This window comes from Gluconacetobacter diazotrophicus PA1 5 (assembly GCF_000067045.1).
GTDB lineage: Bacteria > Pseudomonadota > Alphaproteobacteria > Acetobacterales > Acetobacteraceae > Gluconacetobacter > Gluconacetobacter diazotrophicus.
The window spans coordinates 2,974,236-2,997,983 of the sequence record NC_010125.1 but is presented as its reverse complement, the minus strand read 5'-3'; the positions used below and the strand labels follow the sequence as shown (position 1 = coordinate 2,997,983).

The window sequence follows — 23,748 nt, the reverse complement described above, 5'->3', positions numbered from 1 at the left end:
AGGGCGATGATGTCCCTTGGCGAATACCGCAACCGAGCCGCTCTCCTGTCCGATTACCTGCCATGGGCGGCGCTGGTCGAACGCGGCGTGGTGCTGAACAAGGACGGTTCCTTCCAGCGCACCGCGCGCATTCGTGGCCCCGATCTTGATTCGGCCACGCCCGCCGAATTGGTGGGTGTGACCGGCCGTCTCAACAACGCCCTGCGCCGTCTCGGCTCCGGCTGGGCGGTGTTCGTCGAGGCGCAACGTGTGCCCGCGACCCTCTACCCGGAGAGCGATTTCCCCGATGCCGCCAGCCAGATGGTCGATCTGGAGCGGCGGGAGCAGTTCGAGGATGAGGGGGCGCATTTCGAGAGCCGCTATTTTCTGACCTTGGTCTGGCTCCCCCCGGCAGAAAGCGCCAATCGGGCGGCCAGGTTCCTGTTCGAAGGTCGGGAGCGCGACGGTCCCGACCCGCACGGCATGCTCCATACGTTCGTGGATCGCAGCGATCGTCTGCTGGCTCTGCTGGACGGGTTCATGCCGGAGGCCGCCTGGCTCGATGACGGCGAAACCCTGACCTACCTGCATTCCACTATTTCCACGCGCAACCAGCGGGTCCGCGTGCCGGAAATTCCGATGCACCTTGACGCCCTGCTGGTGGACCAGCCGCTCGCGGGTGGTCTGGAACCGAAACTCGGTGATGCGTATCTGAAAACCCTGACCATCACCGGTTTCCCGAGCCGGACCTTCCCCGGGATCCTCGACGATCTGAATCGCCTCGCCATGCCCTATCGCTGGTCCACGCGGGCGATCTTGCTCGACAAGACGGACGCCACCAAGGTTCTGACGAAGATCCGGCGGCAGTGGTTCGCAAAGCGCAAGAGCATTGCAGCCATTGTCCGCGAGGTGATGACCAACGAGGCATCGGTGCTGGTGGACAACGACGCCGCCAACAAAGCCGCCGACGCCGATCTGGCATTGCAGTCGCTCGGGGCCGACGATGTGGGCCAAGCCTATATCACCGCCACCGTCACGGTCTGGGATGGTTCTGTCAGCATCGCGGCGGAGAAATTGCGTCTGGTGGAGAAAATCATCCAGGGGCGCGACTTCACCTGCATGACCGAGAGTCTGAACGCCGTGGAAGCATGGCTCGGCTCTTTGCCCGGCCATGTTTACGCGAACGTCCGGCAACCGCCGGTCTCCACGCTGAATCTGGCGCATATGATTCCGCTCTCCGCCGTCTGGGCGGGGCCGGACCGGGATGTGCATTTCAAGGCGCCGCCGCTCTTCTACGGCAAGACCGCCGGGGCCACGCCGTTCCGGTTTTCTCTCCATGCCAGTGACGTAGGGCACACGCTGATCGCGGGGCCGACAGGAGCAGGGAAATCCGTGCTGCTGGCGCTGATGGCATTGCAGTTCCGCCGGTATATGGGAGCGCAGATCTTCGCCTTCGATTTCGGTGGCTCCATGCGCGCCGCCACGCTCGGCATGGGCGGAGACTGGCACGATCTCGGGGGCGGTCTGACGGAGGATCAGGCTGATGGTGTTCCCGCCGTCTCGCTCCAGCCGCTGGCGCGGATCGATGACCCGGACGAACGCAAATGGGCCAGCGAATGGCTCGGCCAGATCCTTGTCGGCGAGGGCGTATCGCTCACGCCGGAGGTGAAGTCCTACCTCTGGTCAGCGCTGAATTCCCTGACGTCATCGCCGGTTCAGGAGCGGACCCTGTCCGGTCTGGTAGCGTTGCTCCAATCCAACGCGCTCAAGCAGGCTCTTGCCCCATACTGCCTTGGCGGTCCTTACGGACGGCTCCTTGACGCCGATAATGAGCGTCTGGGGGATGCCGATGTCGTGGTGTTCGAGACCGAAGGGTTGATCGGTTCGGGTGCCGCGTCTTCCGTGCTGTCCTACCTGTTCCACCGCATCGAAGGCCGCCTGGATGGCCGACCGACCCTGCTGGTGATCGACGAGGGATGGCTTGTTCTGGACGACGGGAATTTCTCCGGTCAGTTGCGGGAGTGGCTGAAAACCCTGCGCAAGAAAAATGCCAGCGTCATCTTCGCCACGCAGTCCCTGTCGGACATCGCAAACTCACCCATCGCGCCAGCCGTGGTCGAAAGCTGCCCGACCCGGATCTTCCTGCCGAACGAGCGGGCGATCGAGCCGCAGATTATGGCCATCTATCGCGACTTCGGTCTGAACGATCGCCAGATCGCCATTATCGCCCGCGCCGCGTCGAAGCGGGAGTATTACTGCCAGACCCAGCGTGGCAACCGCCTGTTCGAACTTGGGCTTGGTCCGGTGGCGCTGACGCTGTGCGCGGCCTCCGGCAAGGACGATCATAAACTGATCGACCAGATGCTCGCGGAACACGGGCGTGCCGGATTTCTGCCCGCGTGGTTCGAGACGCGCGGCGTGTCCTGGGCGGCCGACCTCCTGCGGGACGGAGGCGTGCCATGACAGAAAACTCTTTCCGGCTCTGGGCTGAATTTTTCGGTCGTGCGAGCGAAAAACATTTCCGCCGGGGTGTCCTTTTCACCTCTGCAATGCTGGCGATTGGAGGGGCGTTTTCTCCTTTGCATCCGGCTCATGCTCAGTGGGCGGTCTATGACGGGGCGAACCTCGTCGAGAATGTGCTGATTGCGGCTCGTACCCTTCAGCAGATCGACAACCAGATCACCTCTCTCACCAATCAGGCGCAGATGCTGGTCAATCAGGGGCGCAACCTGGCGAGCCTTCCGCTCTCCACATTGGGCACGCTGCAATCCACCATTTCCCAGACGACGGCATTGCTCGCGCAGGCGCAGAACATCGCCTACAGCGTCCAGTCGGTCGAGCAGCAATATCAGCAGGCGTACACCTCCATATCCTCGGGCATGTCCGACAGCACCCTGTTTTCTCAGGCGCAGACGCGGTGGCAGAATTCCGTGGCTGGCCTCGAGGATGCGCTGAAGCTCCAGGCGCGCGTCGTGGGCAACATTCCGAGCGACAGCAGCGCGATGACGCAGCTTGTCTCGGCCAGCCAGACCTCCACCGGAGCGTTGCAGGCGGCGCAGGCGGGCAATCAGCTTATGGCCCTGCAATCCCGCCAGCTATCCGACATTCAGGCTGAACTCGCCGCCAATGGACGGGCGGCCGAACTGGAGCGTGCGCGGCAGGCCGCCAACGAAGCCGGCGCCGAAGCTCAGTACCAGCATTTCGCCCATTATGACGCCTACGTGCCCGAGGCCGTCTCGATACCCGGTTCGGGAAACTGACCCATGGATACAAGTAATGTCGGGATTATTGATGGATTCCTGAACATTTTCGAAACCACGATCGATTCCGGTTTCGGTCTGGTGCAGGGCAGCGTCGTCTCGCTGGCCGGCTCTCTCTCGGTCATGGATGTGCTGCTGGCCGGTCTGTTCTGGGCCTGGGCGGTGGACGAGGACATCATCCAGCGCCTGGTGAAGAAGACCCTCTATGTCGGCTTCTTCGCCTTCGTCATCAATCATTTCAGCACGCTTGCCGGCATCGTCTTCAACAGTTTCGCCACACTCGGCCTGCGGGCCGGTGGAGGAAACCTGCCGCTGGAAGATTTCATGCACCCGGGACGGCTGGCGGCGACCGGGCTTTCGGCCGCGCAGCCGCTGCTCAATGCTGCCAGCAAACTGGCGTTTTCCTTCGGCGCTATTGCCAGCATCGTGCAGATTCTCGTGCTGCTCCTGTGCTGGTTCATCGTGCTGGCGGCCTTCTTCATTCTGGCCGTGCAACTGTTCGTGGCCATCGTCGAATTCAAACTGACATCGCTTGCAGGCTTCGTGCTGATCCCGTTCGCCCTGTTCAATCGCACGGCCTTCCTCGCCGAGAAGGTGCTGGGCAATGTCGTCTCGTCCGGCGTGAAGATCATGGTGCTCGCGGTCATCTCCGCCATCGCCTCCGTTCTCTTCAAGCAATTCACGACCTCCTACGGGAACACTGCGCCGACCGTCGGGCAGGCGCTGTCCGTGGTGCTGGCCTCGCTGTGCATCGCGGGCCTTGCGATCTTCGGTGGGTCTCTCGCCAACGGGCTGATCTCTGGCGCGCCGCAGCTTGGTGCCGGGGCTGCCGTCGGAACCGGAATGGCCGTCGGTGCGATGGGCGCCGCTGCCGTCGCGGCTCCGGCGGCGATCGCGTTGGGAGGTGCGGCAGCACTCGGCGCCACGGCGGCGGCCGCGCGGGGAGGGGCCGCAATCGCGGGTGCTGCGACCACCGCCTACTCCATGGGGGCCGCCGGACAAACCGGTGCGGCTGGCGTGGCCGCCGCCGCCGGTAATGTCGGTCGCGCGGCGGGTGGTGCGGCGGTGAACGCCGTGAAGAGCAAGGCCGCCTCCGCCGCCTCGTCCCTGAAGGAAAGCTACGCCTCCGGCGGTCAATGGGCCGCGCGCGGCATGGGCGGAGGAGGCAGCGGCTCTGGCGGAGGCGCTGGCAGTGATCCGAACTCTGGTGGCGGCGCTTCCGGCGCGGGACCGTCCGGCTCTGGCGGTGGCGCTCCTTCGGGCGGTGGTCCGGCCGGTGGCGGGCCGTCGAATGACGGTAGCGGAGGACCGGAGGACGCTGGCTCCGGCGCGGACGGCAAGCCGCCGAAATGGGCGCGGAACATGAAACGTCGCAATGCCGCCGCCCATGCCGCCGAGGCAGCCCATGTCATCCGCGCGGCCGATGGCGGCGGCGGATCGTCCTCGATCGATCTCTCGGAAAAGGAATGACCGCGATGTTCCGTCGCTCCACCACACGCTATGGCGACTCTCCAATCCCGGTGACGCCGTACCAGCAGGCGGCCCAGCTCTGGGATGAGCGGATCGGGTCCGCCCGCGTCCAGGCCCGCAACTGGCGTTACATGGCCTTCGGCTCGCTGCTCCTGTCCGCCGCCCTCGGCATGGCGCTGATCCAGCAGGCCGCCCGCGGCACCATCGTGCCCTGGGTGGTGCAGGTCGATCATCTGGGGCAGGCCCAGGTGATCGGTCCCGCGACCGCCGCCTATGTTCCCACCGATCCGCAGGTGGCGTGGTATCTGGCGCGCTTCATCGAGGATGTGCGCGGGCTTTCCGCCGACCCGGTCGTGGTCCGGCAGAACTGGCTGCGTGCCTACGACTTCACCATGATTCCCGGCGCGCAGGCGCTGAACGATTATGCCCGCCTGAACGATCCCTTCTCACGGATCGGCCATGAGCAGGTTGAGGTGGATGTCTCGTCCGTGATCCGGGCCTCGCCGTCTAGCTTCCGTGTCGCCTGGACCGAACGGCATTACCGTGACGGCGCCTTCACCGGCACCGAGCGCTGGACCGCCATTCTCACCGTCCTGATCGCCCCGCCGCACAACGCCGACCGCCTGCGGAAAAACCCGCTCGGTATCTACGTCACCGCCATCAACTGGTCGAAGGAACTCGGACAATGATCCGGCTGCTCATGCGCGCCTTGCCGCTGGCGCTGCTCGCCCTGTCCGCCTGCACCGGCCGGTACCATCCGCCTGCCATCCGTTATGACGACGCGGTGCGGGCAACCCGCCTGCCGAATCTACCGAAGCCGGTGCAGGTCGTGGAGGTCGCACGACCACTGCCGTTGCCGGGGCAACTCAAACCCCTGCCAATGCGTCGTTCCCGACCGCAGCATGCTGCACCGGAGGTCGCCGACCCGACCGCGCGGGTCATTCAGGCGAATGTCGCCGCGCGCATTCAGCCGACACGGGCCGGATTCATCAACGCGGTGCAGGTTTATCCCTACAGTCCGGGCGCGCTCTATCAGGTCTATGCTTCGCCCGGCGAGATCACCGACATTATGCTCCAGCCCGGCGAGAAACTGGTCGGCAGCGGTCCGGTGGCGGCGGGCGATACCGTGCGCTGGATCATCGGCGACACCAGCAGCGGGAGCGGTGCCGCGAAACGCGTGCATATCCTGGTCAAGCCCACCCGGCCGGATCTCACCACCAATCTGATCGTCAACACGGACCGGCGGACCTATCTGGCCGAACTGCGCTCGACCCCCTCGACCTACATGGCGTCGGTGTCGTGGGACTATCCAGAAGATGACCTGATCGCCCTGCGCCATCAGGACAGCGAAGCCGAGGATGAGACACCGGTGGCGACGGGTCTCGATCTCGACGATCTGCATTTCCGCTACGCCATCCAGATGGTGAAAGGAGGGACCCCGCCCTGGTTGCCCAGCCGGGCCTTCGATGACGGCCGGAAAGTCTATATCGCCTTTCCGGTCGGTATCGGGCAGGGGGATCTGCCGCCGCTCTTCGTGCTGGGACCAGACGGTAACCCGGCACTGGTCAATTATCGCGTGCGCCAGAACTGGATGATCGTCGATCGGCTCTTCGCCGCGGCCGAACTGCGGCTTGGCGACAAGACCAGCGAGCAGCGGGTGCGCATTGTCCGCACCGATGGGCGGCCGTCATGAGCGAAGGGAAAGACGCACCGGAGCGGCCGGACGGACATCATTCGTCCGGCGAGCGAAATGCGCCTGGCGGCGCATCGTCAGCGTCTCCGTCTCCGTCTCCGGCATCCGTGCCTGACCTGCGTCTGAGGGCCGAACGGCCGCGCGTGGTGCGCCTGTCGCGGACCGTGATCTGGTCGCTCGGCGGGGTCGGCGTCGTCGCCGTGGCGTTCGCTCTCGGCTATGCGCTGGAAGCCAGCCATCGACCGCCGTCGGCGCCCGCCGGCCCGGAGAATGCGTCGCCGCCCTCGGCGGCGGGGCTGGACGCCCTGCCGAAAGATTATGCCGGCGTGCCGAAACTGGGACCGGCATTGCCCGGCGATCTCGGGCGACCAATCCTGCATGCGCAGGAGCAGGGGAAGTCGGTCCCCACCAGTGCGATCGGCAACGAGGACGCGCGCCGGGCGCAGCAGGAGATCGACGCGGCCATCGGCAGCAAGCTCTTCGCCGGGATCGAGACCCGTGACCAGCATGAGGCTCAGGCGATGCCGGCAATGGCCTCGGGATCAGCCGATCCCAATCGAGACCGTGCCGATACCCGAGCGCAGGCCGGAAACCGTGCCTTCCTGGCAGGCCAGCCCGATCGCCAGACCGTCAGTCCCGACCGGATCATGCCGGTGGCGTCCCCCTATGTGCTTCAGGCCGGGACGGTGATCGCCGGCGCGCTGAACACCAAGATCAGTTCCGACCTCCCGGGGCAGGTCGTCGGCCATGTAACCCAGAACGTGTATGACAGCCCGACCGGACGCATCCTGCTGGTTCCCCAGGGCAGCACCCTGTTCGGCGCCTATAACAGCGGCATTTCGTTCGGGCAGCAGCGCACGCAGATCATCTGGACCCGGCTGATCTTCCCGAACGGGGAGAGCCTGGTGCTGGAGAAGCTGCCGGGTGCGGACGCCATCGGTCAGTCGGGTCTGTCGGACGAGGTGAACAACCATTGGGGCCAACTCTTCAAGGCCGCCCTGGTGACCACCCTGCTCAGCGTTGGGTCGGAGGCGGGGACCAGCCAGAGCGAGAACAATCTCGCCCAGGCGATCCGAAGTGGAGCCAGCAACGGATTTTCCATGGTCGGCAACCGGCTCGTGGATCGCTCGCTCGATATCCAGCCAACATTGACCGATCGGCCGGGGCTGCCGTTCACGCTGGTCCTGTCGAGGGACTTAGTCCTTAAGCCCTATGTGAAACAAGGAGATAACCAGCATGGATAAGCTTCGGATCACCGCAATTCCCGACAGTCGCCCGGTGCGCATGACGGTGGCGTTTCCAGCCGAGATTCACCGCGACCTGCTCCTCTATGCTCGCTTCCTGGCGGAAGAAAATGGATCCGACATCAATGCCGCAAAGAATCCAGCCCGGCTGGTGCCTCTTATGGTTGCCCGTTTTATCGAGCGCGATCGCGTATTCCTCAAGAAGCGCAAGGACGTTGCGACGGACGCGCCGGCGCGCATGGCCGGAAAAACCTGACCGTTCGGTATAAATGTCTTTCAGACCGCTCGGCGTGTTATACAGGACAGACCCGTCAGAACGGATTTGTCGATGGACCAGTCAGCGAATGCATTCCATGAGGGTGAACGTCGCGCGCAGCACCTCGCGGGTGTCGACCCTCCGTCGTCCAAATTCATTCGTCCGTTCCTAACGGAGCAGCACCGCGCCTTCTTTCCAGCGCTTCCGTATCTCGTCGTTGGTGGTCTGGACGCCGACGGATGGCCCGCGGCAACCTTCCTGTCGGGAGACCCCGGTTTTATCGCATGTCCCGACGAAACGACCCTGAGTGTGGCGTGGCCGGAAAACGCGGCTGACCCGGTCCGGGCGGAGCTTCGTGAGGGGAGGCCGATCGCGGTGCTGGGCATTGAGTTCCCGACCCGCCGCCGCAACCGCGCCAACGGTCTCGTTGCCGACATAAACGTCGCCGAACTGCGCATGCAGGTTCTCCAGAGCTTCGGCAACTGCCCGCAATATATTCATACGCGCGCCTCGCGCCGGGTCTCGCGCGATCCGGGGCCAATCGAGAGCTTGCATGGACTGGACGAGGAGGCACGACAACTCATCGCGGGTTCGTCCACATTCTTCGTGGCGTCTTGCGCAGTGACAGTTTCACACGGGGGAATGGACGTGTCCCATCGTGGCGGTCCGCTAGGTGTTTGGTCCCGGGATTTGGTGGTGCATTATTTTCACATGAGTGGAAGGATGCGCTATGGGCCAGGTTCACCACGGAAGCGCCACGACGACAGCGGCAGTCCGTCGAGCGATACAACATAGTCAAGAGAGCCTGAGGGTTCTGGCGAAACGCTACGGGATCAACCCGAAGACGGTCGCCAAATGGAAGGGGCGGACCGATACGTCGGATCGACGCACCGGTCCGAAGGTCGCATCCTCAACCATCCTGTCGACCGAAGAAGAAGCGATCGTTGTGGCCTTCCGTCGCCATACCCTGCTGCCTCTTGATGATTGCCTTTATGCGCTTCAGGCGACGATCCCGCATCTGACGCGATCTTCCCTGCACCGTTGTTTTCAGCGCCATGGGATCAGCCGCCTGCCCGAGACCGAAGGCGACAAACCAAAACGGTCGAAGTTCAAGAGTTATCCGATCGGCTATTTTCACATCGACATTGCTGAAGTCCGCACTGAAATGGGGCGCCTTTATCTTCTGGTGGCGATCGACCGGACCTCGAAATTCGCTTTTGTCCAATTGCACGAGAAAGCGACACGTCGCGTTGCCGGTGACTTCCTGCGTGCTCTGGCCGCTGCGGTTCCCTACCGCATCCATACCGTGCTGACCGATAACGGCACGCATTTTACCGATCCGGCCGGCAATGGATGGACACCCGAAGACATCAAGGCCATGCGGGCGGATGGTGTCCTGTTCCGGTGCCACTCTTTTGAACTGGCCTGTGCTGATCTCGATATCGAGCATCGACTGACAAAGCCGCGACATCCCTGGACGAATGGCCAGGTCGAGAGGATGAACCGCACGATCAAGGACGCCACCGTCAAGCGCTTCTACTACGAAACACATGACCAGTTGCGTCAACACCTCGCCGACTTCGTTACCGCCTACAATTTCGCCCGCAGGCTCAAGACCCTGCGCGGCCTCACTCCATATGAATTCATTTGTCAGCAGTGGGAAAAAGAACCATCACGGTTCATACATAATCCGCACCACCAAATCCCGGGACAAAACAGCTAGGCTTTGTCCGGGTTGACGGCGACAGGTTGATCGTGCCGGACTATCCGGGAAATCGCTACTTCAACACGTTCGGCAATTTCCTTGAGAACCCGCGTGCGGGGCTCGTCTTCGTCGATTTCGAGAGGGGCGACCTGCTGCATCTATGGGGAGACGTCGAGATTGCATGGCAACGGAACTCCGATGGTATGCAGCGCGCGTTCACCGTGTGCGTCCGGCGTGGCCTCCGCCGGATAGCCGTGGTTCCGTTGAACTGGGAGGATGGATCCGTTCCCGGCTGTTCGTCCGAATGAAGCGCGTCAATCGAGGGATCGCTCGGTCCTGGCACCTTCCGAATCGTCTGTTTTCTGACAGCTCCCCTGCCGGCCCCGAACAGGCTTTCCGGGCCTTTGCCGCAGTGTCGTCTGGAACCTATCGATTTGATGCGCGCAGTGCGATTCTCGTTCGCCAGGAAGTCATTATGAATTTAGAAGAATGACCTTGCCGGTAACCAATTTTTGGAGCGATGCGCATGTGGGCAATCCCTCAACACGGCCCCGAAAATTTTTCGGAATCGTTCGGTTGGTCTCGATTACGCAACTTCACCTCGCTGCGAGAAGAAGTGGGCCATCTTCTGGGAAATATTAACGATTCTGCTGAGGCATTCGCGATGTGGCAGACGCATCACGTCGGCTTATACCAACTCCGGTCCGCCCTGACTCATATGTGATTGCCTGACGGTATCGTTCTGGAACGAGCTGTGATTCACAGGATGCCGAACCGGGCGGGAGGCATCCGAATGGGCGGGGCGTTAGCGTTGCGTGAGGATTATGATGCGGCGGGACTGCGTGCTCTGGCGCGGACAACGAGGCATGCGGGCCAGGCGCGTCGGCTTCTGGCGCTGGCGGCGATCTACGATGGTGCGTCACGCGGAGACGCGGCACGACTGGCTGGGACGGATCGGCAGATTGTGCGGGACTGGGTGGTGCGTTTCAACGCCGAGGGCCCGGATGGCGTGCGGGATCATCATGGGGGCGGTGTCGTTCCCCGCCTGACACCAGCCATGTTGGAAGCGCTGATGCGCCGGATCGAGGACGGCCCGATCGCTGCCGTGCATGGGGTGGTGCGCTGGCGGCAGGCTGATCTGGGGCAATGGCTTTATGAGGAATTCGGCGTCTCTCTTTCGCGCAGCCGGCTGAGCGCCGTTATCCGGGGCCTCGACTTCCGCCTTCTGACGGGACGCCCCCGGCACCATGCCCAGGATCCCGAGGCCCAGGACGTTTTTAAAAAAGCTTCCCCGACGTCATGGCCGGGATCCGGGCCCGGCATCCCGGCAAGGCCATCGAACTCTGGTGGGGCGACGAGGCGAGGGTCGGCCAGAAAACGAAGCTGACGCGCCGCTGGGCCAGACGCGGCACCCGTCCACGCGCGCCTGCCGATCAGCGCACACGTTCGGCCTGGATCTTCGGAGCGATCTGTCCGGCGCTAGGCAAGGGAGCGGCCCTCGTCCTGCCCTGGTGCAACCTCCACGCCATGAACCGGCATCTCGACGAGATCTCGCAGGCCGTAGCGCCGGGCGCTCACGCTATCCTCATCGTCGATCAGGCAGCGTGGCATACCAGCCCGAAACTCGATATCCCCGCCAACATCACCATCCTGCCGCTCCCGCCACGCTCGCCCGAACTCAATCCGGTGGAAAACGTCTGGCAGTTCATGCGCAATACCTGGCTGTCGAACCGGATCTTCCGCACCTACGACGACATCGTCGATATCTGCTGCCACGCCTGGAACCAGCTCGTCGACCAGCCCTGGCGCATCATGTCCCTCGGGCTACGACAATGGGCACATGGGTTTTAACAAACAGGAGTTGGTATTAATTGGAGCTTGTGCGTTTTTACTTATGCTCATGACGGCCATCGAGCCTCCCCTGGTCGCGATAAAGGCGGTCATGGACGCAATTTATCAACGGAGACATCGGGGCGGAGTGTGTGAACGCTATGGCCGCGCTCTCCAGGGCGTGGTCCAGATGGTCGGTGGGGTTGGCGGCCTAGCGTTGCCGCGATTGATCGCTCCTGCGATCGTACAATTCGCGACTTGATTCCCTTATTTGTGAGCAGACGTTATTGTTGGCCAGCTTTCGCCGTCATATGAGCCGTTCATCGATGACCGGACGTGGCTGAAAGCGGACATGTTCTTCTGGATTGGGCTGCCAACTCATCTTGACGGTGTGTGGTAGCCCCGCCTGCAACGCCATAACTGTCCAGATCAACGCGACCGAACAGGGCAAGTGTCGCTTGCTTCGTCCCGGCTCAGACCGCGCAGCGTGAGCGCCGTCAGCAGCAAAAGAAGCGCGACATAGGCGTCGGTCGTCGCACGCAGACCGCCTGCGCGAACGGCAAAACCCGCGACGAAGGCGGGCGCGCTGAAGGCCAGATAACTCATCACGAAATAGCTGGCGGCCAGTCCCGCGCGCTCATGGGCTTCTGCAAGTGGCACGATCGTGCGCAAGGCGCCCTGCACCGTCAGGCCAAGACCTGCGCCTGCAATGGCCGCGCCGACAAGAAAAACGGTCAGGCTCACGATGTGCAGGCCGATCAGCACCAGAGGCAGCCCCACAAGTACCGCGACCGCGCCCCGACGTAACAGGAGGGCATTTGCTCCGGCGAGATGCACGACCATGGCGACCAGAGCGGGCGCCATGACAACGGCGACCACGGTGCCCCCAAGCAGGGTCCCGCCGTTATTGTGGCTGGCGATCCGCGCGATCGTCGGCCCAAGCGAAAGCAAAAGACCCGCCAGCGCCCAGACCGCGATGTTGGCCGGGGCGATCCGCAACATCGCGCCGCGCGCGGCAAGGGGGACATGAATTCGGGGTCGAAGGGATGCGAATACACCAGGAATGCGCGAGACGGTTTCGGGAACGGCGAAAACCGCCCCCGCCGACATAGCCAGTCCGGCGGCCAGAAGCCAGAACACGAAGTGGAGCGGATCTGGCGCAAATCGGACCAGAAGCGCCGACCCGAGAGCCAGTGCCGCCATCGAACCCATGGGGACCATGCCGCTGATGAGGCCGCCGCGCTCGCGATGGGCGTCCTGAAGCCCCGCGCTGAGCGCGCTGGTCGCGACGCCGGTTGCCAAGCCTTGCAGGGCGCGTCCACGGATGACATCGGCGATGCCTCCCGCGACCGATAACTGGAGCATGGCGATGATCTCGACAGCTATGGCGAGCCAGATGACCGGACGACGGCCGAGATAATCCGACAGCGCGCCGAAGCAGAGCAGCGCGAGCAGCAATGTGAGCGCGTAGATCGCGAAAGCGGCCTGCAACATCGGCAGACTTGCATGCCATTGCTCGTGATAGAGCGGATAAAGAGGCGTGATGGCAGCCGAGGCGCCGAGGAAGAGGAACAGGATGGTGCCGTAGATCCATAAAACTCTGGTGCGGGTTGAGGACATCATCACGCGCTCCTGTCTAACGCAAAGAATGTGCGTTAGGGTGATAACGATCTGCACGATCAAAAGCAAATTCTTTGCGTTAAGGGAGAAAAGATGTCCGAGCTCCGTGACCCCATCCGTTCGGGACCACGCCCCGGTGGGCGTAGTCTGAGGGTGCAGGAAGCCGTGCATGCGGCAGTGACCGCGCTGATCGAGGAAATCGGCCGCGAAGGACTGACCGTGCCGCAGGTCGCGGCGCGCGCCGGGGTCACGCCTTCGACGATCTATCGACGCTGGAACGACATGGCGACGCTGATAAGCGACGTGGCGCAACGCAATCTGCGCGTGGACTGCCCGCTGAAACCGAGTGGTCGCCTGTCGGAGGATCTGCCTGCCTGGGCGGAGATGTATCAGGAGGAAATGGACTCGACGCCCGGCCGTGCGATGATACGGGACGTTCTGCGCGGCTGGGACGGCACGCAGAAAGCGTGCCCCCTGCTCGACGCGGTGCGGCCGTCGATCGCGTTGATCTGTGAGGCTTCCGGAGAACCGGTGACTTTCGACGTGGAAGCTGTGATTGATGCCGTGGTGGCGCCGCTTGTGACACGTATCGTTTTCACGGACGCTCCCTTGCCGGCGGCGCTTGCGCGCGATGCGGCGGTCGCCTTCGTCGCACGGCATTCCTCGGGCAAATAGCAACGGTCCGTCCACTCGGCGATAAGAAGCGGACAGACTGGTGACGCCCTCAACTGCGACATTCGGCAAAATGAGGCCCATGTCCGGCTTGGGCCGTCTTCGGACGGTCTGCTTTCAGGCGCCGAGGATCGAATAGCTGACGTTGAAGAAAGATTGATCTCAAAGACAGCTCCCGACCCATCATGGTCGTTACACGGTCTACGATGCGCATAAATCGATATGAATATAGCTTAAATAACCATCTGCGCCCTGAAGGCAGCAGCCTGCGCGCTACGATCCTGTAAATAGATGCGGTATCGAGCGAGAAGACCGTCGTGGTCTGTTTGTTGCCCCATCAGCTTATTCGTTTCGGCCAAAGCTAGCTCGTATGTGAGACAGCCGGATCCATCTCCCGCCAGTTGGTTCGCCAAGCGACGCTCGATCTCGACCTTTACCGTTGCGGGAAGAACTCTGCGGGCTTCGAAATACACCAGGCGCAAGCCAAACCACCGCAGACGCTCGTCTTCCAAGCTTTGCACGATAGAGAGACGATCCGGCCATGAGACTTGGTGGAATGCGTTCATGCGCCCCTCATCATCCGGCCCTGGGAAGCCGTTGTAGATTCGCTCCTCGAGATGAGGCGACAGCGGGTATGGCTCGCGGGCGGCGATGTAAGCGGCCACAAGGCGCGTGCACAGATCAGCGTCCGCTTTCACGCGACGAGCTTGGTCTTCGATGTGTCCGATGGACCCGCCATCCAACATATGTTCAGGAGCATCGAAAAATGCGGTCAGCGTTGGCGCGGCGTTGATCCTGAAGCGACGTATCGGACTGGGCTTCTGCGCCAGATGGGCCTGCAGTTCGACGTCACTCATTCTAGCAAGCTGGCCGACGTCGTGATAAAGGCTGAGGCAAAGTCGGCCGTTCGCTTGATCGGGGTCGACGCCGATACAGACGACTGGCGCGTGATAAGCCTGCCCCCCATAGAACTCGGTGAGCACGAAGCCATCTTCGGCATCGACAAAATCCGAGACGGTAGCCTTGTTCGAGAAGCGAACGAACCGCTGCCACAGATCCGGAGACCGCTGATGGACCAGTCGACATAGCTCGATCGTCGCAAGCACATCCGACATGGCGTCGTGCGCGCGGGCATGGACGAGGCCATTCGCCGCCGCCAACTGTTGCAAACGAAATGTCCTTCGCCCCTCCTCACTAACCGGCACGACAAGCTGCGCGGGCGATACGGCATCAGCGGCCATCACCAGACTGAGCGCGTCAGCTCGGCAGTTGCGGTGGTTGCTCGTCAGATAGGCCGGATACAGACACTGAAAGAGTGCGTGGCGAAGCATCTCTTCGTCGAAGCGGATGGAGTTGAAGCCGACGAAGACGGCCGGACTCCAAGACATGAGGATCCGCCGAATGTCTCCCACCATCGCGTAGTGTGACGGCAGGTTGGTGTCGGTTAGCGATTCGATCGACAGCCCGTTGGTGCGCAGCGCCGAGGGATGGGGAAGCACATGTGGCTGTAGGCGCGAGCGCGCTTCGAAGCGCGCCACCTCGTTCAAGTTCGCGTCGGTGCGAACCGCCGCGAAGTGGAGAATTTGATCGAAACCGCGCTTGAGCCCCGTAGTCTCGGTATCGAAGAAGACGAAGCTCATGGGCGCGCTACCAACGAGTTAGCCGAAAGCGCATTGCGGCCGGACTTACTCTGAACCGACGCGCCAACGCTTCGATCGCTGCCTCGTCCTCAAGGTCGACTCCTCCTCCCTCTAACGCGGCGGCTAGGAGATCGCCGGGGATCAGGAGTTCCGAAGCGAAGGCGTTGGCCTCGATTTCCATCGGCTCGGTCCCGAGCGCTGACACATCGTTCCGGAACAGAACGCGGATCCCTTTGTCGACATGAACAGCTTGGCTTATCTCAAGAACATGGAGCACGTGATGGGCCAGCTCGTGAGCCGCCGAGAATCGCTGTCGGTTCGGATGATGCAGCGCGTTCACGCCGATGATGCCGATGCCATCCTTGATGTACGCCATGCCCGAAAGGTCTTCGTCGAGCGGTGCATACTGAAGAACGATTCTGCGCGACTTGATTATTCGTTCGACCGGGACCGGTGGCCCCGACACGCCAAACTCCCGCAGGATCGTGCGCGCAGCCGCGCGCGCCCGATCAGGATCGGTATCAGCCATGATCAGGCCTTACCGCGTCGGGGCTGCAGCGCGGTTGTGATCAGATTAGCGACTTGCGCTTCAGCGTCTTGCGAAAGCGTCTGCTTGGACAGCGCCTGATTGGAAAGCATCATCTTCAGCTCCTCCCCTAAAGGCTTTTGCGGCATCGGCGGCAGCAGCTCTGCCACCTTGGTGAAATCGAGTGCGGCGGCGAGCGAATAAACGTGATGCAAAAGGATGTTCTGTCGGCCGCTCTCGATGTTGGCGATCGAGGCGCGCGACATGTTCACCTTACCTGCCAGTTCCGCTTGGGTGAGGTCGAGCGCTTTCCTGCGGGTTGAAACCGCGCTGCCAAATGCCTTGTAGAGTGCTTCGCTCGCCATGAATCATGTTTGCACTCCGTTCTCGGAAATGTCAATATCGCAAACATAATGTGCTTATTGCAAACCATATATTGTGATTGATAATTGACATTCTAGGTCGCATCGGGAATCCTCTGGGCTCGGGCGTGATGCCCGTGACGAGTCGAAGGAATCGGGATGTCGAAGCGGATTCACGTAGTGCCCCATGGTTCGGGCTGGGCGACGCGTCGCGAAGGCGCCGCTCGGGTTGGCTCGACCCATAACACCCAAGCCGATGCGACACAGGCCGCACGCGGCACAGCCGTTCGCGAACGCGGCGAAGTCATCATCCACCGCCCGGACGGTCGCATCCGGGACGCCAATTCTTACGGCAACGACCCCTTCCCGCCGAAGGGCTGACTGGACCGGACCGCTTTGGAAGCGGTCTGGCTCCGCTGCGTGGATGAGGCAACGGGTCGTCGGAGAGGAGACATCGCAGATGGCGGAAGGTGAGCGAGATCAGGGTGCTGAGCGGCCATATCGAGTGCTCAGCCTGGACGGCGGAGGGATGCGGGGCATCTACACGGCGGCTTTTCTCGCCCGCCTGACTGATCAGTTCGCGCGCATTCGGGGCGACTCGGCCCTCGATCTGGGACGCGGCTTCGACTTGATAACCGGGACCAGCACCGGCGCGATCGTCGGCTGCGCGCTGGCCGTCGGGCGGCCGATGACGGAGGTAGTGGCGCTCTATCGCGAGCACGGCCCCAAGATCTTCCCGCATCGGATCGCGGGGAAGCGCAGCGCGATCTACCGCGCGAGCCAGGGCAGCCGTTTCGTGCGCGAGGGCGACAAGGCGCTGCGCGAGGCGCTGCGTGGCGTGCTCGACGACGTCACCATGATCGACGTGTTCGAAGGTCGCGGCATCTCGCTCGCGATCCCGACGGTACTGATGAGCGAGCACCGGGCTTGGGTCTTCAAGAAGACTCCCAAGAGTGGGGTACGCGACGATCGCTATCCGCTGGTGGACGTCTGCATGGCGACGAGCGCCGCGCCCATCTATCGCTCGCTAGCGGCTATCGATGATCCGAACACGCCGGGCGGCCCCAAGCAGGTGTTCGCCGACGGAGGGCTTTGGGCCAATAACCCGATCATGGTTGGGCTCGTCGACGCGCTGACGGTGGCGCCGTCCGACCGTCCGATCGAGATCTACTCACTAGGAACATGTCCACGCCCCGAGGGTGATCACCTCGACGCGGAGAGCGCACACCGCTCCATGCTGGACTGGTCGCTCGGCGCTGACGTCGCGCCGCTCAGTATCTCGGCGCAGGAGTTTGCCTTCGACCACATGGCGCGGCTTTTGACGAACGCCATCAGCAACTGCGGCCGCTCAATCCGGCGCGTGCGCTTTCCTAACAAGCCGGTGCCGGCAAGCATGATGCCATATCTCGCCCTCGACGACACCCGGCCAGAGGCGATGGATCGGCTGGTCGGCCAGGCGCACACCGACGCCGATCTGACCAAGAGCGCCTGCGACGATTCCAACAACGCGGACGGGCGCATGATTCGTCAACTCATGTACGACCTGCCGGCGATGCCGGCCACCGGCGCCGTCTGGCGTCCCGCTTCCACCAGTAACCAGAGAGGATAGGTGATGTTTGACTGCGCCGTAGATGTGCGTGCGTACCACGACCAGGATGTGACCCTGCCCAAGAGCGAGCAGGATGCAATGCGAGATCGCCGCGACTCCAACCGGAGGCGGCTGCGGAACGGCCTGGATAAGGCCGGCAAGCCCAAGCCGATCGAGTTCGTCAAACAGGGCAGTTATGCCATGAAGACGATGTGCCGCGACCCCGACAACGACTATGATATCGACGACGGGGTCTACTTCCACAAAAAGGATCTGGTCGGCGATCGCGGGGCTGAGATGACGTCCCTACAGGCGCGCTGGATGGTGCGCGATGCGGTCGACGACGGCAAGTTCAAGCGTGCTCCTGAGGTGCGGTCGAACTGCGTGCGTGTCTTCTACGAGAAGGGTTACCACGTCGATCTGCCGGTCTACCGCCGCGTCGTCACTGACACCGTCTTCGGCGAAGAGGTGCACCACGAGCTGGCGGCGAGCAGTGGCTGGAAGCGGTCTGATGCTCGCGATGTGTCCGACTGGTACGAGGACCAGCGCGCCGCATCCGCCGACGGCATCCAGCTGCGCCGTATCAATCGCGACCTGAAGAAGTACGCCCGCAGCCGATATAGCTGGCGCGGCTCGATCCTCAGCGGCTTTGGCATCTCGGTTCTGACGACCGAGAAGTTCCGCGCGAACGACCGCGAGGATCGCGCGCTCTACGACACCATGGTTGCCATCCGTGATCGGCTAAACTGGAACCTCGTCGTCGCTCACCCTGTGACCCCGGGCGACACCATCACCAGCGGGTCCGACGACGCCAAGGCGCGCTGCTTCCGCGAGAAGCTGACGGAGGCGATCGACACGCTCAAGCCGCTCTTTGACGCCGACTGCACGCGCGAGAAGGCGCTTAACTGCTGGGACAAGGTGTTCGCGACCACTTTCTTCGGCGAGCGGTTGGAGGAAGAGCAGCGTGCATCGGTGGCCGCCCCCGCCATAATTGGGTCAGCCGCCCTGCTCAGCGCGACGGCAGCGGCGGCCAGCGCGGTCAGCAGCGCCGGCGGCGGCCGCCATGCTTAAGGACGGCCTCGCGCTCGATTGGCGACGGGCAGCGCTCCTACTCGAGGCGGCCCTGCGCGAGCGGGCGGAGCAAGTGCCCGAGCGCCTCGACCACGCGACGATCTCCAGCGACTATCCCGGCCGTGACTGGATCGTCGCCGCCTGGCGGATCAGCGTGGTGTTTTCCGATGGAGTAACCCGCCGAATCGACCTTGTGGCCGGCGCGCAGTTTCCGACGACGCCGATCAGGACCGCGCTGGTCGACCATCCCGAGTCCATGACCTGGCCGCACGTCGAAAGCGACGGCATCCTGTGCCTATTGCCGAACATGGCCGAGTGGGATCCCGATGATCCTTCAGAGGTCGCGATGGATCTACTAAATCGCTCGGTCCGGCTGGTCGAGGAGTTACTTGAGGGCAGCATCGTCGAGCGAGACTTCCGCGACGAGTTTGTCACCTACTGGGGTTACCGGGTGCATTCGCAGGGCGAAAACCTGTTCAGCCTGGTCGCGCCCGAGCCGCCCTCGCGGGTGGTGCGTGTGTGGCGCGGCAAGAATCTCGAAGTCGCCGGAGAGGACCAGGACGCGATTGCGAAATGGGTGTGTCACCGCTTTGGCGACAAGACTCCGGTGAAGACGGAAGCGGCCGCGTTCCTCTGGCTCGACGAACCACTGCTTCCTGCAGAATACCCAGAGACGGCCGCCGATCTGTATCATTTGGGGGAGCGGATCGCTGGCGAGGCGAGGACGGTCTTGGAGCAGGCGGCGAAAGGCGAGCCGGATGAGGTGCTGGTGCTGCTCGGCGCTATTGGACGCGGGGGCTCCGCATCGATTGGGGTGAAGGCGCTCAACCCAAAGCGACGCAAAGGCCGGCCGCGCACTCCCGACGAACCCCTCTCCGTGGGATTCCGACCCGGCCATACCCCACAGCCGCTGCTGCTCGACCGCTTTTTCGGCACGGCTCCGGTCGTCAGGACGCTAGTGCAGCGGGCCGATGCCGATTGGGTGCATGGGCGCGGTCAGGATGCCCGCACGCGCCGGCTGCTCGGCGCGACGGTCGTGGTGATCGGCTGCGGTTCGGTCGGGGCACCGGTCGCCTGCGCGCTGGCCCAAGCGGGTGTCGGCCGCCTCATCCTAGTCGATCCAGAACGGTTGACCTGGCCCAACGTCGGGCGCCATCCGCTCGGCGCCACCGCCGTTGGGCGCAACAAGGCCGAAGCCTTGGCCGAACGACTGCAGGTCGACTTTCCGCATCTGAATGTCGAACATCGCGCTTTCGGCCTGCATCAGCTGATCGCGCGCAACGAGGATCTTCTCGCAGCGACCGACATGATCGTGGCTGCGACCGGAAATTGGGTCGCCGAGAGTGCGCTCAATCGCTGGCATGTCCGGCAAGGGCGCGCACGGCCCGTTGTCTACGGGTGGACCGAGGCGCATGCCTGCGCTGGCCACGCCGTCGCCATCGGCCAGAGGGGGGGCTGCCTGCAATGTCACATCGGGCGCACCGGCGCGCCCGAACTCATGGCTGTGGAGTGGCCGGATGGCGGCGACATCGCTCAGGAGGAGCCGGCCTGCGGCGCGCACTATCAGCCCTATGGGCCGGTGGAGCTCGCTTACGTGAACGCGATGATCACAGAAGTCGCGCTGGACTGTCTTCTCGATCCACCGGCGCAATCATTCAGTCGCGTATTCGTCGCCGCGCCGCGCCGCATCGCGTCACTTGGCGGGCAGCTGACCGAACACTGGCGCTCCGCTTTTGGTGAAGTTGAAGAGGGCGTTCGGACGGTCGACCGACCTTGGCCTTCTGCTAATTGCGCAGCTTGCGGGCCTGGGCATCTCGACGAAGCTGCCTAATGCTGCCCCAAGATCGAGCTTCTCAGACCTCAGCCGACCAGCGACAGCGTTAAGCTGGGTCCGCTTCAAGCGCTAAACAGGCTTTGCAGCGATATCTTACCGTGCCTGCCGACGGACGCTTGTTGGATTTCGCTAAGGACGCCTCGAACGACTGAAATGGTGCGCGAAGCTGACATTCGGCCCCTCTGCCGCCAATGGCAGCTTTCCCCCCTCATCCCGGCTATCACCCTAGCCTTCAGGCGCGTTCACGAAAGCCAGCGCATCATCTGGCAAAGGCCGCTGAAACCGCACGGCGTCGAAGATGGGAGCTGTCAGCCAGAGGTCCAGTTCCTTGGGACGGGTGAGGATGACGGGCATCGCCTTCGGATGGACGCCGCCAACTTCCCGGTTGGCCTCGGTGGTGAGGAAACCGAACAGATCGTCCTCGGTTTCCCCGTCTGCGAGCTTGCGCACCGATCTCCACCGGCACCAGATCCCGGCAAAGAACGCCAGTTCCTCACCGTCAGCCCGCGCGAACCAGACCTGCCGGCTCTTGCCGTCCGGCAGATGCTCCGGCTCGGCAAACGCCGTCAGCGGCACCAGACAGCGATGCTCGACTCCAAGCCAGCGTCGCCACCAGGGCGAGTCCGTGTGGCGGATGTTGGTCACGCCGCGATCGACCTTCCTGCCTTTCAGCGCGCCGGGCGGCGTCGGCATCCCCCAGCGCGTCATGACCAGCTCTCGCCCGGCTTCGGAGTTGCGCACGATCGGCGCCATGCCGTTCGGCCAGATTTCCGGGAGCGGCGGCAGGTTGCCAGTCCGATCCGTCATGACGTTCGCCGCCTCGCGGATGGCCTGCTGGTTGGTCGTCATGCTGTAGAGGTTGCACATCGTCGGCTTCCTACGACCAGAGGGAACGCAGGCGCGCGCCCATGTCGATCCGCACGGACTTCACCGCCTCCTGCCGGGCCTGTTCCTCCGGCGCCACGATTGGCCAGGCGGTCGCGTGAAAGAGCGGCAGCATCTCGCGCGTGACGAAGCGCGTCCGCGCGGCATAGACATGCCGATCGCCCATCCCTTGCCCGTGGACGTAGAAACGCTGCGGGACCATCAGATCAAGGGCATCCTTCGCCCGCGTCATGGCGACATAGAGCAGGCGGCGTTCCTCCTCGATGTCGTCGCGTTCACCGGTGGCGAGGTCCGACGGGATGCAGCCATCCACCACGTTCAGCACGAACACGTTCTTCCATTCCTGCCCCTTGGCAGAATGGATCGTCGAGAGGATCAGGTAATCCTCGTCCAGCAGCGGCACGCCCGCCTGGTCGGAGGTCGCGTCCGGCGGATCGAGCGTCAGCTCGGTCAGGAACTTCTCCCGCGACGGATAGCCCCCGGCGATCTGCTCCAACTGCACCAGATCCGCCTGCCGCATGGTCGCATCCTCATGTAGCCGTTCCAGATGCGGTTCATACCAGGCGCGCACGGCGGCGATCTCGCCCGGCCAGCCGGTTTTGCCGCCACCAAGAGCCATGACCGTTTCCATGAAGCCCTGCCAGGCCTCGCCGCTCCGCATGGGCGCCTTCGTCTCGGCCAGCGCCTCGAGCGGCCGATCGCTCTCGCCCAGCGTATCAAGCACCCTGCGCGCGGAAGTCGGCCCCACGCCGGGCAGAAGCTGGAGCACCCGAAAGCCCGCGATCCGGTCACGTGGGTTCTGCGCGAAACGCAGCACGGTCAGCACGTCCTTCACATGCGCGCTGTCGAGAAACTTCAGCCCGCCGAACTTCACGAACGGGATGTTGCGCCGGGTCAGTTCGACCTCCAGCGTGGCGCTGTGATGCGAGACGCGGAACAGCACCGCCTGCTCCTTCAGCGCCGTGCCGCCCTCACGCTCCTCCAGCACCCTGCCCGCGATATAGTCGGCCTGCGCGGTGTCGTCGGCGATCGTCACCAAGCGCGGGCGCTCGTCGGATGCCCGTTCGGTCCAGAGATCCTTGGTGAAGCGCTCGGCCGCTTCGCCGATCACCGCGTTGGCGGCGTCGAGGATCGGCTTCGTGGAACGATAGTTCCGGTCCAGCGTCACGATCCGCGCCGGCGGATCGAAGGCGGCCGGGAAGTCGAGGATGTTGCGCACCGTCGCCGCCCGGAAGGCGTAGATGCTCTGCGCGTCGTCGCCCACCACCGTCAGGCCGCGCCCGTCGGGCTTCATGCCGAGCAAGATATCGGCCTGGAGCCGGTTGGTGTCCTGATATTCGTCGACGAGGATATGGTCCCATCTGCCGCCGATATCGGCGGCAAGCACGGGCTCGGCGACCATCTGCGCCCAGGCCAGCAGCAGATCGTCGTAATCCAGCACGCCCTGCGCCTGCTTCGCTGTCACATAGGCGGCGAAGAGCTGTTTGAGCTGCGCCTCCCATCCGGCGCACCACGGATAATGCTTCAGCAGCACATCGCCGAGCGGAACGCCGGAGTTCACGACACGGGAATAGATGGCGAGGCACGTCCCCTTGGCGGGGAAGCGCTTCTCGGTCTTCGAGAAGCCGAGATCGTGGCGGACCAGGTTCATCAGGTCGGCGGAATCCTCCCGGTCATGGATGGAGAAAGCCGGGTCCATGCCGATCTGCTCCGCATACTCCCGCAGCAGCCGGGCACCGATGGAATGGAACGTCCCGGCCCAGGCCAGCGCGTCGGCCAGAGGTCCGGCCTTGTCGCCGAGAACGGCGCGGCAGATGCGCTCCACCCGCCGTGTCATCTCGGTGCTCGCGCGACGCGAGAAGGTCAGCAGTAGGATGCGGCGGGGATCGGTGCCGGTGGCGATCAGATGGGCGACCCGGTGGGCGAGTGTATTGGTCTTGCCCGATCCCGCGCCGGCGATGACCAGCAGCGGGGGTGAGCCGCCTACGTCGGGCGCGACTCCGGCCCCATGCGTGACGGCTTCGCGCTGGGCGGGATTGAGCCGGGCCAGCGGATCGTCCGCGATCGCGTCCCTGGAAATCTTTGGAGTCAAATCCTTACGCCATCCTCATGC

The 23,748-nt window shown here is 63.5% G+C and carries 22 protein-coding genes; 16 read left to right on the top strand and 6 right to left on the bottom strand.

All coding sequences use genetic code 11. The annotated features are described in order from the left end of the window. Nucleotides 1-6: 6 nt before the first annotated feature. The 11 genes from trbE (at nt 7) to GDI_RS19290 (ending at nt 11,458) form a co-directional block, all read left to right on the top strand. Nucleotides 7-2,442, top strand: a complete 2,436-nt coding sequence (gene trbE / locus GDI_RS13755) for a conjugal transfer protein TrbE (protein ID WP_012227122.1) — start codon at nt 7-9, stop codon at nt 2,440-2,442. Continuing rightward, nucleotides 2,439-3,239, top strand: coding sequence for a P-type conjugative transfer protein TrbJ (gene trbJ, locus GDI_RS13750; RefSeq protein WP_041249488.1), 801 nt, complete (start codon nt 2,439-2,441; stop codon nt 3,237-3,239). The genes trbE and trbJ overlap by 4 nt, the downstream gene beginning before the upstream one ends. Nucleotides 3,240-3,242: 3 nt before the next feature. Next, nucleotides 3,243-4,709, top strand: coding sequence for a P-type conjugative transfer protein TrbL (trbL, locus tag GDI_RS13745; protein WP_012227118.1), 1,467 nt, complete (start codon nt 3,243-3,245; stop codon nt 4,707-4,709). A 5-nt stretch (nt 4,710-4,714) separates the two neighbouring features. Further along, the gene (gene trbF / locus GDI_RS13740) at nt 4,715-5,398 is read left to right on the top strand and encodes a conjugal transfer protein TrbF (protein ID WP_041249843.1); all 684 of its coding nucleotides are present in this window, start codon (nt 4,715-4,717) and stop codon (nt 5,396-5,398) included. After that, on the top strand, nt 5,395-6,402 hold the full coding sequence (gene trbG / locus GDI_RS13735; protein WP_012227114.1) for a P-type conjugative transfer protein TrbG: 1,008 nt from the start codon (nt 5,395-5,397) through the stop codon (nt 6,400-6,402). The genes trbF and trbG overlap by 4 nt, the downstream gene beginning before the upstream one ends. Next, complete coding sequence (locus tag GDI_RS13730) at nt 6,399-7,646, top strand: TrbI/VirB10 family protein (protein ID WP_081482899.1); 1,248 nt, start codon at nt 6,399-6,401, stop codon at nt 7,644-7,646. Before trbG ends, GDI_RS13730 begins: the two co-directional genes overlap by 4 nt. Beyond that, nucleotides 7,639-7,902, top strand: a complete 264-nt coding sequence (locus GDI_RS13725) for a DUF2274 domain-containing protein (protein WP_012227110.1) — start codon at nt 7,639-7,641, stop codon at nt 7,900-7,902. Before GDI_RS13730 ends, GDI_RS13725 begins: the two co-directional genes overlap by 8 nt. Nucleotides 7,903-7,974: 72 nt before the next feature. Then, nucleotides 7,975-8,697, top strand: coding sequence for a hypothetical protein (locus GDI_RS19845; RefSeq protein ID WP_157871060.1), 723 nt, complete (start codon nt 7,975-7,977; stop codon nt 8,695-8,697). Then, complete coding sequence (locus GDI_RS13715) at nt 8,633-9,625, top strand: IS481-like element ISGdi9 family transposase (protein ID WP_012227108.1); 993 nt, start codon at nt 8,633-8,635, stop codon at nt 9,623-9,625. The genes GDI_RS19845 and GDI_RS13715 overlap by 65 nt, the downstream gene beginning before the upstream one ends. Before the next feature lie 32 nt (nt 9,626-9,657). Further along, nucleotides 9,658-9,915, top strand: a complete 258-nt coding sequence (locus GDI_RS13710) for a pyridoxamine 5'-phosphate oxidase family protein (protein ID WP_231854348.1) — start codon at nt 9,658-9,660, stop codon at nt 9,913-9,915. Nucleotides 9,916-10,400: 485 nt separating this feature from the next. Further along, nucleotides 10,401-11,458 (top strand): IS630-like element ISGdi4 family transposase gene (locus GDI_RS19290; RefSeq protein ID WP_157864088.1). Its coding sequence is split into 2 segments (ribosomal slippage): nt 10,401-10,893 and nt 10,893-11,458, totalling 1,059 coding nucleotides; the frame shifts between segments, so codons are not numbered across the junction. A 408-nt stretch (nt 11,459-11,866) separates the two neighbouring features. Here the strand turns inward: GDI_RS19290 and GDI_RS13690 are convergent. Next, nucleotides 11,867-13,114 carry an MFS transporter gene (locus GDI_RS13690; RefSeq protein ID WP_231854346.1) on the bottom strand — a complete coding sequence of 416 codons (1,248 nt, stop codon included), beginning with the start codon at nt 13,112-13,114 and terminating at the stop codon, nt 11,867-11,869. 120 nt (nt 13,115-13,234) lie between these two features. Here GDI_RS13690 and GDI_RS13685 point away from each other — a divergent pair, with 120 nt between their 5' ends. Next, nucleotides 13,235-13,732, top strand: coding sequence for a TetR/AcrR family transcriptional regulator (locus tag GDI_RS13685; protein ID WP_231854130.1), 498 nt, complete (start codon nt 13,235-13,237; stop codon nt 13,730-13,732). Nucleotides 13,733-13,962: 230 nt separating this feature from the next. Here the strand turns inward: GDI_RS13685 and GDI_RS13680 are convergent, their stop codons facing one another. The 3 genes from GDI_RS13680 to GDI_RS13670 are packed head-to-tail and all read right to left on the bottom strand — an operon-like array spanning nt 13,963 to nt 16,260. Next, nucleotides 13,963-15,369, bottom strand: a complete 1,407-nt coding sequence (locus GDI_RS13680; protein ID WP_041249485.1) for an exodeoxyribonuclease I — start codon at nt 15,367-15,369, stop codon at nt 13,963-13,965. 7 nt (nt 15,370-15,376) lie between these two features. After that, entirely contained in the window at nt 15,377-15,898 is a 522-nt protein-coding gene (locus GDI_RS13675) for an ImmA/IrrE family metallo-endopeptidase (protein ID WP_012227100.1), read from the bottom strand. 2 nt (nt 15,899-15,900) lie between these two features. Beyond that, on the bottom strand, nt 15,901-16,260 hold the full coding sequence (locus tag GDI_RS13670; protein ID WP_012227098.1) for a helix-turn-helix transcriptional regulator: 360 nt from the start codon (nt 16,258-16,260) through the stop codon (nt 15,901-15,903). Between the two features lie 156 nt (nt 16,261-16,416). Here GDI_RS13670 and GDI_RS13665 point away from each other — a divergent pair, with 156 nt between their 5' ends. From GDI_RS13665 to GDI_RS13650, 4 genes are all read left to right on the top strand, one after another. After that, nucleotides 16,417-16,638 (top strand): DUF2188 domain-containing protein, encoded by a 222-nt coding sequence (locus tag GDI_RS13665; RefSeq protein ID WP_012227096.1) that lies wholly within the window; start codon nt 16,417-16,419, stop codon nt 16,636-16,638. A gap of 79 nt (nt 16,639-16,717) precedes the next feature. Further along, a complete protein-coding gene (locus GDI_RS13660; protein ID WP_157871059.1) occupies nt 16,718-17,866 on the top strand; it encodes a patatin-like phospholipase family protein in 1,149 nt (382 codons plus the stop codon). A gap of 3 nt (nt 17,867-17,869) precedes the next feature. Beyond that, nucleotides 17,870-18,916 carry a cyclic GMP-AMP synthase DncV-like nucleotidyltransferase gene (locus GDI_RS13655; RefSeq protein WP_012227094.1) on the top strand — a complete coding sequence of 349 codons (1,047 nt, stop codon included), beginning with the start codon at nt 17,870-17,872 and terminating at the stop codon, nt 18,914-18,916. After that, the gene (locus GDI_RS13650; protein WP_081482925.1) at nt 18,909-20,747 is read left to right on the top strand and encodes a ThiF family adenylyltransferase; all 1,839 of its coding nucleotides are present in this window, start codon (nt 18,909-18,911) and stop codon (nt 20,745-20,747) included. The genes GDI_RS13655 and GDI_RS13650 overlap by 8 nt, the downstream gene beginning before the upstream one ends. A 228-nt stretch (nt 20,748-20,975) precedes the next feature. Here GDI_RS13650 and GDI_RS13645 read toward each other — a convergent pair whose 3' ends face one another. Together GDI_RS13645 and GDI_RS13640 are read right to left on the bottom strand one after the other, a co-directional pair. Beyond that, entirely contained in the window at nt 20,976-21,617 is a 642-nt protein-coding gene (locus GDI_RS13645; RefSeq protein ID WP_012227092.1) for an SOS response-associated peptidase, read from the bottom strand. A gap of 10 nt (nt 21,618-21,627) precedes the next feature. Further along, nucleotides 21,628-23,727: an ATP-dependent helicase gene (locus GDI_RS13640; RefSeq protein WP_012227091.1), complete on the bottom strand. Its 2,100-nt coding sequence runs from the start codon at nt 23,725-23,727 to the stop codon at nt 21,628-21,630. Nucleotides 23,728-23,748 lie beyond the last annotated feature (21 nt).